The sequence below is a fragment of the Chromatiales bacterium genome (assembly GCA_024234935.1).
Classification (GTDB): domain Bacteria; phylum Pseudomonadota; class Gammaproteobacteria; order Steroidobacterales.
This window is the reverse complement of the sequence record JACKNI010000001.1, coordinates 875,740-891,750: the sequence shown is the minus strand read 5'-3', so window position 1 is coordinate 891,750 and position 16,011 is coordinate 875,740. Positions and strand designations below refer to the sequence as shown.

The 16,011-nt window shown below is 63.5% G+C and carries 16 protein-coding genes; 14 read left to right on the top strand and 2 right to left on the bottom strand.

The window, feature by feature from the left end:
- Positions 1-3: 3 nt before the first annotated feature.
- The 9 genes from nrdR to H6979_04225 are packed head-to-tail and all read left to right on the top strand — an operon-like array spanning position 4 to position 7,127.
- Positions 4-510, top strand: a complete 507-nt coding sequence (gene nrdR / locus H6979_04265; protein ID MCP5139050.1) for a transcriptional regulator NrdR — start codon at positions 4-6, stop codon at positions 508-510.
- Positions 511-551: 41 nt separating this feature from the next.
- Positions 552-1,652: a bifunctional diaminohydroxyphosphoribosylaminopyrimidine deaminase/5-amino-6-(5-phosphoribosylamino)uracil reductase RibD gene (gene ribD, locus H6979_04260; GenBank protein MCP5139049.1), complete on the top strand. Its 1,101-nt coding sequence runs from the start codon at positions 552-554 to the stop codon at positions 1,650-1,652.
- Positions 1,652-2,245: a riboflavin synthase gene (locus H6979_04255; protein MCP5139048.1), complete on the top strand. Its 594-nt coding sequence runs from the start codon at positions 1,652-1,654 to the stop codon at positions 2,243-2,245. Before ribD ends, H6979_04255 begins: the two co-directional genes overlap by 1 nt.
- Before the next feature lie 29 nt (positions 2,246-2,274).
- Positions 2,275-3,417, top strand: a complete 1,143-nt coding sequence (gene ribB / locus H6979_04250; protein ID MCP5139047.1) for a 3,4-dihydroxy-2-butanone-4-phosphate synthase — start codon at positions 2,275-2,277, stop codon at positions 3,415-3,417.
- Between the two features lie 4 nt (positions 3,418-3,421).
- Positions 3,422-3,889, top strand: coding sequence for a 6,7-dimethyl-8-ribityllumazine synthase (locus tag H6979_04245; protein ID MCP5139046.1), 468 nt, complete (start codon positions 3,422-3,424; stop codon positions 3,887-3,889).
- Between the two features lie 9 nt (positions 3,890-3,898).
- Positions 3,899-4,315: a transcription antitermination factor NusB gene (nusB, locus tag H6979_04240; GenBank protein ID MCP5139045.1), complete on the top strand. Its 417-nt coding sequence runs from the start codon at positions 3,899-3,901 to the stop codon at positions 4,313-4,315.
- Positions 4,269-5,288, top strand: a complete 1,020-nt coding sequence (gene thiL, locus H6979_04235) for a thiamine-phosphate kinase (protein ID MCP5139044.1) — start codon at positions 4,269-4,271, stop codon at positions 5,286-5,288. Before nusB ends, thiL begins: the two co-directional genes overlap by 47 nt.
- Positions 5,288-5,785 carry a phosphatidylglycerophosphatase A gene (locus tag H6979_04230; GenBank protein MCP5139043.1) on the top strand — a complete coding sequence of 166 codons (498 nt, stop codon included), beginning with the start codon at positions 5,288-5,290 and terminating at the stop codon, positions 5,783-5,785. Before thiL ends, H6979_04230 begins: the two co-directional genes overlap by 1 nt.
- A 19-nt stretch (positions 5,786-5,804) precedes the next feature.
- Positions 5,805-7,127 carry a protein kinase gene (locus H6979_04225; GenBank protein MCP5139042.1) on the top strand — a complete coding sequence of 441 codons (1,323 nt, stop codon included), beginning with the start codon at positions 5,805-5,807 and terminating at the stop codon, positions 7,125-7,127.
- Positions 7,128-7,145: 18 nt separating this feature from the next.
- Here H6979_04225 and H6979_04220 read toward each other — a convergent pair whose 3' ends face one another.
- The gene (locus H6979_04220) at positions 7,146-7,394 is read right to left on the bottom strand and encodes an exodeoxyribonuclease VII small subunit (protein MCP5139041.1); all 249 of its coding nucleotides are present in this window, start codon (positions 7,392-7,394) and stop codon (positions 7,146-7,148) included.
- A 186-nt stretch (positions 7,395-7,580) separates the two neighbouring features.
- Here H6979_04220 and H6979_04215 point away from each other — a divergent pair, with 186 nt between their 5' ends.
- The 5 genes from H6979_04215 to parC all read left to right on the top strand — a co-directional run bounded on the left by H6979_04215 (position 7,581) and on the right by parC (position 14,273).
- Positions 7,581-8,000, top strand: a complete 420-nt coding sequence (locus H6979_04215; GenBank protein MCP5139040.1) for a rubrerythrin — start codon at positions 7,581-7,583, stop codon at positions 7,998-8,000.
- Between the two features lie 8 nt (positions 8,001-8,008).
- Positions 8,009-9,346 carry a Fe-S oxidoreductase gene (locus H6979_04210; protein ID MCP5139039.1) on the top strand — a complete coding sequence of 446 codons (1,338 nt, stop codon included), beginning with the start codon at positions 8,009-8,011 and terminating at the stop codon, positions 9,344-9,346.
- A gap of 1 nt (position 9,347) precedes the next feature.
- Positions 9,348-9,932, top strand: coding sequence for a DUF3501 family protein (locus H6979_04205; protein ID MCP5139038.1), 585 nt, complete (start codon positions 9,348-9,350; stop codon positions 9,930-9,932).
- 157 nt (positions 9,933-10,089) lie between these two features.
- Entirely contained in the window at positions 10,090-11,976 is a 1,887-nt protein-coding gene (gene parE / locus H6979_04200) for a DNA topoisomerase IV subunit B (GenBank protein MCP5139037.1), read from the top strand.
- A gap of 17 nt (positions 11,977-11,993) precedes the next feature.
- Positions 11,994-14,273 (top strand): DNA topoisomerase IV subunit A, encoded by a 2,280-nt coding sequence (gene parC / locus H6979_04195; GenBank protein MCP5139036.1) that lies wholly within the window; start codon positions 11,994-11,996, stop codon positions 14,271-14,273.
- 8 nt (positions 14,274-14,281) lie between these two features.
- On the opposite strand, the gene H6979_04190 is transcribed toward parC, so the two are convergent.
- Positions 14,282-15,958, bottom strand: a complete 1,677-nt coding sequence (locus H6979_04190; protein ID MCP5139035.1) for a hypothetical protein — start codon at positions 15,956-15,958, stop codon at positions 14,282-14,284.
- Between the last annotated feature and the right edge of the window lie 53 nt (positions 15,959-16,011).

Genomic DNA, 16,011 nt, shown 5'->3' with positions numbered 1-16,011 from the left:
GTTTTGCATTGCCCGTTCTGCAACCATCCTGAAACCAAGGTCATCGATTCGCGGCTGGCTGGCGAGGGCCTGCAGGTGCGTCGCCGTCGCGAGTGCCTGGCCTGCGCCGAGCGCTTCACGACTTTCGAGACGGCCGAGCTCGTCTTGCCGCGCGTGATCAAGCGCGACGACACGCGTGAGCCTTTCGACGACGGCAAGCTTCGCAGCGGCATGGTGCGTGCGCTGGAAAAACGTCCGGTCGACAGCGAAGCGGTGGAGGCGGCGCTGGCCCGGGTCACGCACCGCCTGCAGACCATGGGCGAACGCGAGATCGCCTCGCGGCGCATCGGTGAGCTGGTGATGGAAGAGCTGCGCGCGCTGGATGAGGTGGCCTATGTGCGCTATGCCTCTGTCTATCGCAGCTTTCAGGATGTGGAGTCATTCCAGGAAGAGATCCGCCGCATGCGCGAGCTGGGTGACAAGGAACGGCGGCGGGATCAGCTGCCACTGCTGCCGGATGAGGCGTCGTGAGCGCCGTTGTGCCGGTATGGAGCGCTGCCGATCACCGTCACATGGCTCGCGCAATGCAGCTTGCGGCGCGTGGACTCAACAGCACGCCGCCGAATCCACGCGTGGGCTGCGTGATTGCGAGGGGTGAAACAGTTGTCGGTGAAGGCTGGCACCGCGAGGCCGGCGGGCCGCATGCCGAGGTTTATGCACTGCAGGCAGCCGGCGACAAGGCGCGCGACGCAACAGCCTATGTGACGCTCGAGCCCTGCTGTCATCAGGGACGTACACCGCCCTGTAGCGAAGCACTGCGGAAGGCGGGTATCCGGCGCGTGGTGTATGCCGCACAGGATCCCAACCCGCAGGTGAATGGCGGCGGCGGCCAAGCCCTGCTTGCGGCCGGCATCGAGGTCAGCAGTGGCCTGCTGGCTGCGGAGGCGGAGCGGCTGAACGCGGGCTTCTTCATGCGCATGCGCCATGGTCGGCCACTGGTACGCTGCAAGATCGCCGTCAGTCTCGACGGTCGTACAGCGCTCGCCGACGGCCGCAGCCAGTGGATCAGCGGTGAGCCAGCCCGGCTGGATGTGCAGCGCCTGCGTGCGCAGAGTTCGGCGGTGCTGACCGGGATCGGTACGGTGCTGGCCGATGATCCTCGGCTCAATGTGCGTGGAGTCGCGGATGAGGGGCTGGCCGAGGGGACCAGCCGGCAGCCGCTGCGCGTGATTCTGGATTCCGGGTTCAGGACACCGCCAGATGCGCTCCTGCTGTCCGTGCCCGGCGAGGTGCTTGTGTTCGGCGCGGGAGCTGCGAAACAAAAAGCTGCGCTTGAAGCGTGCGGCGCGCGCGTGGAAACAATCGCATGTACTGACGGGCGCGTGAGCCTGCCAGCAGTGCTGCAGCGGCTCGCAGAGCTGCAGGTCAATGAACTGCTCGTTGAGGCGGGGCCGGCGCTCAACGGCGCGCTTCTGGCAGCACGCCTGGTCGATGAGCTGATCGTCTATCAGGCTGCACACGTGCTGGGTTCGACGGCGCGCGGCATGTTCGAGTTGCCGCCGCTGCCGGCAATGGACAAGCGGCCGGCCTTCGAGTTGCTGGAAGTGCGGCGCGTGGGCGCGGATCTGCGCCTGACCTACAGGCCGGCAACGGCAGGAGAAAGGACAGACTGATGTTTACCGGAATCGTGCAGGCGCTGGGCCGGGTCGTGACAACGACAGCAACACCATCGGGCCGCCGCTGTGAGTTTGAGCTCGGGGCGCTGGCCGGTCGTCATTTCAATCCCGGTGACAGCATCGCGGTGAACGGCGCATGTCTCACCGTCGTCACGCTGGATGCAGACCGCTTCGGCGCCGATATCTCTGCCGAGACCTTGCGGGTCACGACGCTCGGCAGCCTGGCGGTGGGCAGCCCCGTCAACCTGGAACCGGCGATGACGCTGAACGACCCGCTGGGCGGGCATCTGGTCACCGGCCATGTGGACGGCATCGCCGAGGTTGTGGCGCTGAATCGGGAAGGCGGCACGGCGATTGTCCGCTTCGCACTCCCCGAGGCGCTGCGCCGCTATGCAGCCCGCAAGGGTTCGATCTGTATCGATGGTGTCAGCCTGACCGTAAACGATGTTGCGGACGACCGCGTACTGGTAACGCTCGTGCCCCATACGCTCGGACAAACTATCATGCAGCACTATGTGGTCGGCACGCGGGTCAACGTCGAGGTTGACCTGGTGGCGCGTTACGTTGAAAGGCTGCTGGGAACGACATGAATCCGATACAGGACACGAGGCGAGGGACAATGGAACGGCCGGAAAGCGGCTTCAGTCCGATTTCGGCCATCATCGACGATATCCGCCAGGGGCGGATGGTGATAATCGTCGACGATGAAGACCGCGAAAACGAGGGCGACATCCTCATGGCCGCCGCCAAGGTGCGCGCCGAGGACATCAACTTCATGGCCCGCTATGGTCGTGGCCTGATCTGTCTGACCCTGACGCGGGCGCGCTGCCAGCAGTTGCGTCTGCCGCTGATGGTCGGTGACACCGATCGCGCGCACGGCACCAATTTCACCATTTCGATCGAGGCGGTTGAAGGTGTCACCACCGGTATCTCCGCACACGATCGTGCGCGGACGGTGCGGGTTGCGGTGGGACCGGATGCGACGCCCGAAGACCTGCGTCAGCCCGGACATGTGTTTCCGCTGATGGCCCAGCCCGGTGGTGTACTCACGCGCGCCGGACATACCGAGGCAGGCTGCGACCTGGCCCGGCTTGCCGGGCTGGAAGCTGCGGCCGTCATCGTCGAGATCCTCAATGAAGACGGCACGATGGCGCGCCGGCCGCAGCTTGAGGCTTTCGCCAAAGAGCATGGGCTGCGCATCGGCACCATCGCTGACCTGATCAGGTACCGGCTGCGACATGAGGAATCGGTCGAGCGTATCGCCGATCAGCAGATCCAGACCGAGTTCGGCGACTTCCGGCTGGTCTGCTATGAAGACCATGTCACGCGCAATGTGCATCTCGTGCTGATCCGCGGTGACCTCAGCCGGCCGGAGCCGCCGCTGGTTCGCGTTCATGTGCAGGACACGCTGGGCGATGTGGTCGGCGTGCAGAGCGCGGAGCTCGGCTGGCCGCTCCGCGAGGCGATGCATCAGATCGCATCCACCGGTCACGGTGTCGTCGTCCTTCTGCGCTACGGCGAGTCGCCGCGCGAACTGATGGCAGCGGTGAAGTCCCTGAGCCGACCCGAGGGTGCGGAGCGGCCTGCGCCGGCCGGCGGCGCCGTGCTGCGCAGCTACGGCATCGGCGCACAGATCCTGCGCGACCTGGGTGTGCAGCGGATGCGCGTGCTGAGCGCGCCGAAACAGATGCATGGCCTGTCGGGATTCGGTCTCGAGGTCGTGGAGTATGTCGATACGGCTGACCGGCCAAAGGCAGGCTGAAGGTATGCGCATCATGGAAGGACAACTGGTGGCGCGGGACATGCGTTTCGTGATCATTGCCGCACGCTTCAACGACCTGATTGTCCGGAATCTGGTCGATGGCGCGGTGGACACGCTCAAGCGGCACGGCGCTGTCGAGACCGATATACAGCTGGTCCGGGTGCCCGGTGCCTTCGAGCTGCCGCTCGCTGCGCATCGACTTGCGCGGCTGCGGCGCTGTGACGCCATCGTCGCGCTCGGTGCAGTGATCCGCGGGCAGACGCCGCACTTCGGTTTCGTGTGCACCGAATGCGCCGCCGGGCTCAACCGCGTCAGTCTGGAGTTCGAGATGCCGGTGGGATTCGGCGTGCTGACCTGCGATACGGTGGATCAGGCCATGGATCGCGCCGGCGGCAAGGGTGGCAACAAGGGCACGGATGCGGTGCTGGCTGCGCTGGAGATGGCCAGTCTCCTGCGGCAGCTGGAAGGCTGAGCCCGCCGCATGGCCGCGACAGGTCGGCATGGCTCGCGTCGTTTGCTGGTGCAGGCGCTCTATCAGTATCAGCTGAGCGAGCATTCGGTGGCGGAAATCGCCGCGCAGTTCGCGGCGCAGCGCGATTTCAGGCTTGTCGATGTGGATTACTTCCGCCTCCTGCTCGGCGAGATTCTCGGTGATACCGATGCTCTGGATCGTTTGCTGACCGCGCAGGCCGACAGGCCCGTGGCCCAGCTGGATCCGGTCGAGCGGGGCATACTCTGGCTGGGGCTGGCCGAACTGAAACTGCACCGGGAGGTGCCGGTGAAGGTCGTGATCAACGAGGCGGTGAAACTCGCGCATGAATTCGGTGCCCAGGACGGGCATCGCTACATCAATGCCGTCCTCGACCAGCTTGCGCCGGCGCTGCGCCCGGCCGCCTGACAGCACAGGTCACGTGCCGGTGGATGAACGGACGCTGATCAGCACTTACTTCGCCGGCCACAGCGCCGGACGCAGGGATGTCGTACTCGGTATCGGTGACGATGCCGCCGTGCTGCGCTTCGAGCCTGGCTGGGATCTGGTGGTGGCGACCGACACCATCACCGAAGGCACACATTTCCCGGCCGGTATTCCCGCTCGCGCCGTCGGCCATCGCGCTCTTGCGGTCAACCTCAGTGACCTCGCGGCCATGGCAGCCGAGCCGCTGTGGTGTTCGCTGGCCTTGTCCTTGCCGGCGGCCGAACCGACCTGGCTGGAAGAATTTGCCGCCGGGTTGTTTGCACTGGCCGATCGCTCTGGCACCGCACTGATTGGCGGTGACACGGTGCGCGGGCCGCTGTCTGCAACGGTCACCGTACAGGGCCGCGTTCGCCCCGGGGCCGCTGTGCCCCGCACCGGAGCGCGCGCAGGTGACGGGATCTGGGTGACTGGCAGTCCGGGTGATGCGGTAGCTGGCCGCCATCTGCTCGATGCTGCCGCGGGCGTGCCCGAAACGGTCAGGGCGACGCTGCTCCATCGCTTTCTCTATCCGGAGCCGCGGGTCCGCGAGGGCCTTGCTCTCGCGGCGCTGGCCACCGCCATGCTCGACGTCTCGGACGGCCTGCATGACGATATCGGCAAGTTGATGACCGCGAGCGGCACAGGTGCCGAACTCGATGCCGGGCTCCTGCCGCTGTCAGCTGAACTCGGAGCTGCGGCTGCGGAGCGCGCCATCGAATATGCGCTCACCGGCGGCGATGACTACGAACTGTGCTTTACAGTGCCCGCGCAGGCAACCACCCGGCTGCAGGGGATGGCAGCCGGGTGGACGGTCCCTGTGACCCGGATCGGCACCGTGGTGAGCGAGCCGGGCGTCCGCTGGCAGCATGCGGGACGGGCGTTGACCGTGCCCGGTTCCACTTTCCGGCACTTCTGATGGCCGCTTCCCGTGCTGGTCCGGTTGGCTGGCAGGAGGTCCTCCGCGATCCGGTTCAATGGCTGGCCTTCGGTTTCGGCACCGGCCTGCTGCCGGTTGCGCCCGGCACCTGGGGTTCGCTGCTCGCGGCCTTTCTCTACTGGTGGTTGCCTCCGCTGCCAGTGCCGGTGCAGCTGGCCGGGCTGGCGCTGGCCTTTGTTGCCGGTTGCGTGATCTGTGGCGCAAGTGCGCGGCGTCTCGGCGTGCATGATCATGGTGGCATCGTCTTCGACGAATTTGTGGGCCAGTGGCTGGTATTGGTGGTCACACCGCACACGCTGGCGTGGTATGCGCTGGCATTTGTGCTGTTCCGGCTCATGGATATCTGGAAGCCCTGGCCGATTCGGGAGGCTGATCACAGATTGCAGGGCGGCACGGGAATTATGCTCGATGACGTTCTGGCGGCCGGGTATGCGGCATTGGTCGTCGGGGGAGTGCAGTTTCTGCCGCTGGCATGAGTTTTCAGGTCCTGTCCGCATGGTTCAACTTCCGAGTCCGAGTGTTGCGCCAGCCGCCTCGGCGGAGGTTCCGGACAAGATCGGCAAGTACCCGATCATCAAGGTCGCCGGCAAAGGCACGACCGGTACCATCTACCTTTCACACGATCCCTATTTTCGCCGTGATGTCGCGATCAAGGTCTATGCGACTGCGACCGACGATGACCCGCAGCGCGCCAGGATCGCCCGCAAGATGTTCTTCAACGAAGCGCACATGGTGGGCATGCTCCAGCACCCCAACATCCTGCCGATCTATGATGCCGGTGAGGAAGACGGAAAATACTACGTCGTGATGGAACACGTGCAGCGGGCCCGCACGCTTGAGGCCTACTGCCGTCCGGACAACCTGCTGCACATCGAAGATGTGGTGAAAATCATCTTCAAGTGCGCAAAGGCGCTGCACTACGCGCACAAGCGCGGCGTCATTCATCGCGACATCAAGCCCAGCAACATCATGCTGACCAACGACAACGATGTGCGCATCATCGATTTTGGCATCGCGATCCTGCTGGATGCGGATATCTCGCGCATCGAAGGTATCGCCGGATCACCCAGTTACATGTCGCCAGAGCAGGTGCAGGGTTTCGACATCACGCCGGCCTCCGATCTCTATTCGCTCGGTGCCGTGATGTACGAGCTGCTGACCGGATTCCGGCCATTTCGCGGCAGCAGCCTGTCCAAGCTGCTGAACCAGATCGTCTATGCGACACCGCCGCCCATCCATACGCTGCGACTCGGTGTGCCCGATGAGCTGGAGGAAGTGGTTGCGATCGCCCTGCAGAAGGATCCCGCCCGGCGTTACGCCAACGGGGGTGAGTTCGGCGCCCGGCTGACGCGCGTCTATCAGCAGCTCAAGGCCCAGTGGGACGGCATCGATCGCCATGAGCACTTCGATACGCTCAGGCGTCTGTCATTTTTTCACGACTTCTCGCAGGCCGAGATTCATGACCTGCTGCGCGCGAGTGAATGGCGCGAATACATGGCAGGGGACGAGATTGTCCGCGAGGGTACGGCCGATGATCGCTTCTATGTAATCGTGACTGGCCGCGTTTCCGTTGAAAGCAACGGCCGGGAAATCGGCATGTTGAACAGTGGTGACTGTTTTGGCGAGACGGGCTATGTCTCCGGTGCCCGCAGCATTTCCAGCTTCCGCGCGCAGGATGCAGTGACGGTGCTGTCGGTGAGTTCGACGATACTCGAACAGGTTTCCACCGAGTGCCAGCTGCGCTTCAACAAGGTATTCCTGCGTACCCTGATCCGGCGCCTGCAGGGTGCGAATAACCGCGCAGATCCGGCTGCCTGAGCGCCGGCAAGAACGCACTCAGGCAGCGTCGTCCGGTTCGTCGTCCGGGCTGACAAAGTCCTTGAGTTCCGCACCCATCAGCTGCTGAACGCGCTGTTCCGCATCCTTGAGTGCGAGCTGGCATTCGCGGCTCAGGCGCACGCCGCGTTCGAATTCCTTCAGCGATTTCTCCAGCGCCAGTTCGCCTGATTCGAGCTGCTCGACGATGGTTTCAAGTTCGGCCAGGGATTTTTCCAGGTCCGGCAGTTTGCGGCGCGCTGTGTTCATATGGACACTGGTCTTGAGGTGGGTGATGAGGTTAAGGTTTGCATATGCTCCGGCGGGCGGTCAAACCATGGACCGCAAGCGTTGACAGGAGCCTGTCGGACCTCTTAAACTTTAGACTCATTCTAAAAGACGTGTCTCGGCTGATCCGGGGCACGGGCATAAGATCAATAACCAGGGAGAACTGATATGAACCTCAAGGGCAGCAAGACCGAGGGCAACCTCAAGGCCGCATTCGCCGGTGAGTCGCAAGCGAACCGGCGTTATCTGTATTTCGCAGGCAAGGCCGATGTCGAGGGTTTCAACGACGTGGCAGCTGTATTCCGCTCCACGGCAGAAGGCGAGACCGGCCACGCACACGGTCATCTCGACTACCTGAAGGCTGTCGGAGACCCGGCGACGGGCCTGCCGATCGGCTCGACGGCCGAGAACCTCAAGGCGGCGATTGCCGGCGAGACTCACGAGTACACCGACATGTACCCGGGGATGGCCAAGTCGGCACGCGATGAAGGTTTTCGCGAGATCGCTGACTGGTTCGAGACCCTGGCCAAGGCAGAGCGTTCGCACGCGAACCGCTTCCAGAAGGCACTGGATACGCTGGGCAAATAACAGCGCAGATGGATAACCAGCCTGCGCGCGAGGGCGGCCTTGAGGCCCCGACCCGGCATCCGCTTGACTGGCGGTCGCCGGAATTCTGGGACAAGGCCGCGCTCGACAAGGAACTCGAGCGGGTTTTCGATATCTGTCACGGTTGCCGGCGCTGCTTCAGCCTCTGCAATGCGTTTCCGACACTGTTCGATGCGGTCGATGAATCCCCGACCGGTGAACTGGATAGCGTGCCGAAGAGCAAGTTCGGCGAGGTCGTGGACCACTGCTATCTGTGCGACATGTGCTATGTGTCGAAGTGCCCCTACGTGCCACCGCATTCCTTCAACGTCGATTTCCCGCATCTGATGTTGCGGGCGAAGGCCGTGCGCTTTCGCGAGGAGGGTGCATCGCTGCGCAGCCGGATTCTGTCTTCGACCGACATGGTCGGCAGCATCGCCGGCATCCCGGTGGTGTCCGAAGTGGTCAACGCCGTCAACGACAACCTGGCCGGCCGTCTGCTGCTGGAAAAGACGCTGGGCGTGGCGCGCGACGCGCCGCTGCCGCGTTACGAGAGCGATACGGCGCGCAAGCGCCTCGCGCGCACGCCGGCACCGGATCTGCCTGTGGAACCGGTCAACGGCACGCAAGGCCGGGTGGTCCTCTATACGACCTGTTACGGCAACCGCAACCTGCCGGCCATGGTTGAAGACCTGGTCGCTGTATTCCGCCACAACGGCATACAGGTGAAGCTGGTCGGATCGGAGCAGTGCTGCGGGATGCCGAAGCTCGAACTGGGTGATCTGGAGTCGGTAGCCAAGGCCAAGGAAGCGAACGTGCCGGAACTGGCGCGCTGGGTGGAGCAGGGCTGGGACCTGGTCGCACCAGTGCCCTCATGCGTGCTCATGTTCAAGCAGGAACTGCCGCTGATGTTTCCGGAAGACCGGCAGGTGCAGGCGGTCGCCAGGGCATTTTTCGATCCGTTCAATTATCTGTATCTGCGCCACAAGGCCGACAAGCTGCGCACCGACTTCGCCAAACCGCTGGGGCGGGTTTCCTGGCATGTGCCCTGTCATCTGCGCGTGCAGAACATCGGCCTCAAGACGCGCGATGTCCTGTCCCTGATTCCGGGTACCACCGTCGAGGCCATCGAGCGGTGTTCAGGTCATGACGGCACCTACGGTGTAAAGACCGAATTCCGCGCCGCTTCGGTGAAGATCGCGATGCCGGTGGTCGATCAGCTGAAAGAGGCGGCACCGGATCACTTCTGCAGCGACTGCCCGATGGCCGGCGCACAGGTGGCCGGTCTGGCCGACCGTGATGCCCATCCGCATCCGATACAGCTGCTGCGGCAAGCCTACGGCATCTGACATGAACAAACTGACTGTTGACGACCTGTATCCCCTCGAGACCTACGCGCGGCTGCGGCCGGAATTCCGCGAACGGGTCATCGAGCACAAGGCGCACCGCCGCCTCGGTCTCGGCGAACACTTGTCGCTGGTCTTTGAAGACCGGCTGACCATGCACTACCAGGTGCAGGAAATGCTGCGTGCCGAGCGGATTTTCGAGCCGGCTGATATCGAAGCCGAGCTGGCGGCCTATAACCCGCTGATTCCTGACGGCAGCAACTGGAAGGCAACCCTGTCCATTGAATATCCGGATCCCGACGAACGTCGCGTGGCGCTCGAGCAGCTGGTCGGTATAGAGGACCGGATCTGGGTGCAGGTGGCCGGCGAGCCGGTCGTTTTTGGTATCGCCGACGAAGACCTTGAGCGCAGCACGGAAAGCAAGACCTCAGCCGTACACTTCCTGCGTTTCGAGCTGCCGCCAGGCTCAGTGAAGGCATTGCGTGCCGGTGCGGCGCTGTCGGTTGGTGTGGATCACCCGCAGCTCAGACTTCGCGTGGACGACGTTCCCCAGACCTTGCACGAGTCGTTGCTGGCCGACCTGCACTGAAGCACTTCCGCTTCGTTCCGTGTTGATAAATCCTCCGGGTGGACTAAGATTCCGCCCGTTGTTGTGCGCGACCCTGGATAATTAAGGATTCCGCTGTGATCGAGTCTTCAGCGGCCCCGATGCATTGGCAGTCTGCTGCCGGCAGGCCGGGCCGTCCATGAGTGCCCGTTACGAAGCTGCTGATATCGAGGTCCTGAGCGGTCTCGACCCGGTCCGCCGCCGGCCGGGCATGTATACCGATACCAGTCGACCGAATCACCTTGCCCACGAGGTCATCGACAACAGCGTCGACGAGGCCATCGCCGGACACTGCAAGCGAATCGACGTCACGCTGTTCGCCGATGGCTCGCTGCAGGTAGCTGACGATGGCCGCGGCATGCCGGTGGACAAGCACCCCGTCGAAAAAATCCCCGGCGTTGAACTCATCCTCACGCGGCTGCACGCCGGCGGGAAATTTTCCGGCAATAACTACCAGTATTCAGGCGGCCTGCACGGTGTTGGTGTCTCGGTCGTAAACGCGCTGTCGAAGAATCTCGAGGTCTGGATACGCCGCGACGGTTGCGAGTACAACATGAGTTTCCGCGGCGGTGAGCGCACCAGCAAGCTCGAAAAGGTCGGTACCGTCGGCAAGGCCAATACCGGAACGACACTGCGTTTCTGGCCGGATCCGAAGTATTTCGACACCGACAAGTTCGCCATAAACGAGCTGCGCCATGCGCTGCGGGCCAAGGCGGTGCTTTGCCCGGGGCTGCAGATCCGCTTCGAGGTCGAGAAGCCGGAACAGAAATTCGAATGGCACTACGAGGGTGGACTGGAGCAGTACCTGGTTGAAAGTCTGCCGGATACTGCGCTGTTGCCGTCGGAACCCTTCAGCGCGGTCCTCAAGGGGCAGCGTGAAGAAGCAGAGTGGGCCATGGCCTGGGCGGATCCGGATGGCCCGGCCATCAACGAGTCCTATGTCAACCTGATTCCGACAGCGCAGGGTGGTACGCATGTCAACGGCTTCAGGACCGGCCTTACCGATGCGTTGCGCGAATACTGCGAGTTCCGGAATCTGCTGCCGCGCGGGGTGAAGCTGGCACCTGATGACGTCTGGGACGGCTTGCAGTTCGTGCTGTCGGTGAAGATGCAGGATCCGCAGTTTTCCGGGCAGACCAAGGAACGGCTGAGTTCGCGCGAATGTGCCGCCTTCGTCAGCGGTGCGGTCAAGGACTCGTTTTCGCTCTGGCTCAGCCAGAACACCGATGCCGGTGACCAGATTGCCGAACGGGCAATTCTTGCTGCCCAGACGCGGGCAAAGATGGCAAGAGTGGTGGTGCGCAAGCGGATTACCAGCGGACCGGTATTGCCCGGCAAGCTCACCGATTGCACCAGCACCGATCCGGAGCGTTGCGAGATCTTCCTGGTGGAAGGCGATTCCGCCGGCGGTTCGGCCAAGCAGGCCCGCGACCGGGAATACCAGGCCGTGCTGCCGCTGCGGGGCAAGATCCTCAATACCTGGGAAGTCGACCAGGGCGAACTGCTGGCGTCGCAGGAAGTCAGCAATATCAGCCTGGCGATCGGCGCCGAGCCCGGCAGCAATGACCTCGCCGGGCTGCGCTACCACAAGATCTGCATCCTTGCCGACGCCGACTCGGACGGCCAGCACATCGCGACGCTGATCTGCGCGCTGTTCGTCCGGCACTTTCCCCAGCTGATCCGTGCCGGGCATGTCTATGTGGCCATGCCACCCCTGTTTCGTATCGATGTGGGCAAGGATGTCTACTACGCGCTGGACGAAGCCGAGCGGCAGGGTACCCTCGACCGGCTGCAGGCCGAAGGCATACGCGCAAAACCCAATGTAACGCGCTTCAAGGGTCTTGGTGAAATGAGCCCGCTGCAGTTGCGTGAGACCACCATGCTGCCCGACTCGCGGCGTCTGGTACAGTTGACGATGTCGCCACAGGACGACACGGAACAGCTGCTGGACATGCTGCTGGCCAAGAAGCGCTCGGCTGACCGGCGTGCCTGGCTCGAGAGCAAGGGCAATCTTGCCGAGATCTGACGGGGTATGAAATTCCAATGACGGCTTCCGACAACATGCAGACGCGTCTCGAGTTCGACCCGGTCGAGAAGCTTGCGCTGCGCACCTTCACCGAGAAGGCGTATCTCGACTACTCGATGTACGTGATTCTCGATCGTGCCCTGCCGTATATCGGTGACGGCCTCAAACCGGTGCAGCGGCGCATCATCTATGCGATGAGCGAGCTGGGGCTGCGCGCGACCAGCAAGCACAAGAAATCCGCCCGTACGGTCGGCGATGTGCTCGGCAAGTTCCATCCGCACGGTGATTCGGCGTGTTACGAAGCCATGGTGCATATGGCCCAGGACTTCGCCTATCGCTACCCGATCATCGATGGCCAGGGCAACTGGGGTTCGACCGACGATCCGAAGTCCTTTGCGGCCATGCGCTACACCGAGGCCCGGCTGACAGGCTATGCGGCGACGCTGCTCGACGAACTCGATCACGGCACGGTCGAGTGGGTGCCGAACTTCGACGGCACGTTGCTCGAACCGGTGCTGCTGCCTGCGCAGCTGCCGAACATTCTCCTGAACGGTGCGAGCGGAATCGCCGTCGGCATGTCTACCGACATCCCGCCGCACAACCTGCGTGAAGTCGTCACTGCGGTGCTGCGGCTGCTGGAGGAGCCGGATACCACGGCCAAACAGCTCTGCCAGCACATCAAGGGCCCGGATTTCCCGACCGGCGGTGAGCTGGTTACGCCGCGCAAGGAACTCAACGAGATCTACGCGACCGGGAACGGCACCCTGCGTCTGCGCGCGACCTGGGAGCGCGAAGACAACGACATCATCATCACCAACCTGCCGTTCCAGGTGTCCGGCAGCAAGGTGCTCGAGCAGATCGAGGCCCAGCGGCAGGCGAAAAAGCTGCCACTGGTCGATGACCTGCGCGACGAGTCTGACCACGAGAACCCGGTGCGCCTGGTCATCACGCCGAAATCCGGCAAGGTGGATATAGATGCGCTGATGGGCCATTTGTTTGCCACCACAGATCTCGAGCGCACCCTCCGCGTCAACATGAACTGCATCGGTCTCGATGGCCGGCCCGGTATCCGCGATATCAAATCGCTGCTTGCCGAGTGGTTGCAATTCCGTACCGATACCGTCAAGCGGCGCCTGCGGGATCGCCTGGGCAAGGTCGAGGACCGTCTGCACATCCTCGATGGCCTGCTGATCGCCTTTCTCAATATCGACGAAGTCATCCGCATCATCCGCCGGGAAGACAAGCCCAAAGAGGTGCTGATGGAACGATTCGGAATCAGCGATGTGCAGGCCGAGGCAATTCTCAATCTGCGCCTGCGCCAGCTGGCCAAACTCGAGGAAATCGAGATCCGCAGCGAGCAGAAGGCACTGGCAGAAGAGCGCGACTGGCTCAATCAGGTCCTGAAGAGCGCCGCAAAGCTTCGAAAACTGATCCGCGACGAGTTGCTGGCGCTGGCCGAGAAACACGGGGACAAGCGGCGCACGGCCATCGTCGAGCGCGAAGCGGCCCAGGCGCTGGCTGAAACCGCACTGGTCAGCAGCGAGCCGGTCACCGTGGTGTTGTCGGTCGGCGGCTGGGTGCGTGCGGCCAAGGGCCACGAGATTGATCCGGCATCGCTGAGTTACAAGTCAGGGGACAGCTATCTGGCTGCGGCACTCGGCAAGAGTACGCAGACCGCCGTGTTTCTCGACAATGCCGGCCGCGCCTACTGTCTGCCCGCACATTCACTGCCTTCGGCACGTGGCCAGGGCGAGCCGCTCACCGGCCGGCTCAATCCGGCGGCTGGCGCCAGTTTCCGCGGCGTGCTCATCGGCGAGCCATCCATGCACTGGCTGCTGGCCAGCGATGCTGGTTACGGGTTTTTCGTCCAGCTCGCTGAACTCCAGTCGCGTAACCGGGCCGGCAAAGCCTGTCTGCGTGTACCCGAGGGCGCTGATGTACTGATTCCCGCGCCGTATGGTGGTACCGGATTTCCGGGCAAGGCGCTGGTTGCGGCGGTCAATTCGGAAGGCCGGCTGCTGGTATTCCCGGCCGCCGATCTGCCTGAACTCGCGCGCGGCAAAGGCAACAAGATCTTCGGTATCTCAACGCGCAAGTTCAAGGCAGGTGAGGAGAAGCTCACCAGTATCGCCGTGCTTGAGCCGGGAGATTCGCTGTTGCTGTTCAGCAATCAGCGCAGCATGACGCTGAAGCCGGGCGATCTCGCGGACTATCGGGGTGCGCGTGGCCAGCGCGGTGGTCTGTTGCCACGAGGCTGGCGCAAGGTCGACCGCATCCTGGTCGCGCCATCTGCCTGACAGCGAGCCTAGTCGGGTTTCTTGATGAACGGCTTTGAGTCGGTACCGGTCGCCAGCGCTTCGCGCATTGCAGACAGGTCCAGCACCTGGCTGGCGGTCAGCTCGGTTTCGTAGTCGCGTTCAAGCAGCGACAGGGCCTGCAGCAGGGTCTCGGCCTGCTTGTCGTTTTCATCCGCATCATGCGCACCGTTGTCGTCGGATATCGAAGGCATCGCGGGTGCCGGGGAATTCAGGGTCTCGCTGTCGTCGCCAAACAGCTTTTCGAGTTCCGAGGTGATTTCCTCGGAATGCGCAGCTGACGCAGGCTGGGCAACCGTCTGCGAATCAGCTGCGGTTCGCCTTGTAAACTCCTTGGACAGTGAATCATCAGGCCGCGCGGACCATTGGACTGTGATCGATGGCTCCGCACGCTCGGTACGTACCGTAATCGGGGCGGCTATGGCTGCGCTGCTGAACGGGTCTTCCTCCGCGGCGGAATCAGCCTGCACCGGTTGTCTTGCCTGGCGCTTGAGGGCGATGGCTGGCAGCCGGTTGCGGAACCAGAGCAGGGCGCTGATCAGCAGGCCGAAGGTGATGCCCGCGGCAGTGGCAGCCAGCGGACTGGCTTCGGTCCCGGCAGGTGTGTCGACAGCGGCAATCGCCGGTTCCGAAGGACCGGTTGCGGTTTCCTTGATGGGCGAGATCCTGCTGACCGGAGCTGGCTCGGCAGCCGGTGTGGCAGCAATTTCAGTCGTGGCGGCAGTGGGTGCGGATTCAACCGGCACCGGTGCGACAGCCGGCAACAGGGCCGGTTCTGGCAGCGGTACCGGTACGGGTTCAGGTAGAGATGCTGTCAGGGCAGCAGGGATCATTGCCTCGGCAGGGGCATTGGTAGCCGGAATGTCGATTGTGCTGCCGAGTTTGATCAGGTTGATGTCGTTGCGAATAAACGCATCCGGGTTGGCAGCAAAAATCTGGCCAGCGAGCGTCCACAGATTCACCCGGCGTCCGCTGACGCGCGCCGCAATCGACGATACGGTATCGCCGGCAACCACCTGATATCTCGTGCCAGGCAAGACCGGTGTGTTGGCGGCATCCAGTGAGCGGCGCGATCGCAATGGCCGCTCACGCGGTACCGTCGTGCGCAGCGCATCTCCGGAGACAGGCGAGGCAGGAAGGGCTTCCGGCAACCGTCCCGTCTGCGCAACCGGTGGTTGAAATGGCACCGGAGCCGGCTCAGCGTTCATGCCCGGCGGGTCAAGCATCAGCACATACTGTCGTGTGATGGCAGCGGTACCAGGGCAGCCGGCCTGCAGGCTCAGTGCGTAGACCGGTTCAAAAAGCGCTGCGGTGCTGCTGATCCGCAGCGTGTACGTGCCCGGGCGAACCGCCTCGGGCGTGCTGACGGAAGCATCGGGAACGCGCCCGAGGTCATTGCTGCCGCGGCCTGACTGAATGCAGCCGCCGGACAGCGATTCACCGGCGGCCAGTTGAACCGGGACGCTGGCATCGAGACGTTGCCCGAGGCTGGAGTGTATGGTGATCTCGCCGAGGCTCAGCGAGTGACCGGCCGGGGACACGGCGAACAGGGCCATGCCTGCAAGCGTGGATGCGACCAGCCGCTCATGACCGGTTGCGGGTTGTGTGTGCGCCGCGCGGTGCGCGGGCGGCGTGCTTTTCTTGCTCTGGTTGCGCCTGGTGCGCATGCCTGGGGTCCCGGGTTTACAGATCCACTGCGGATCGGTTTTGTGACAGACGA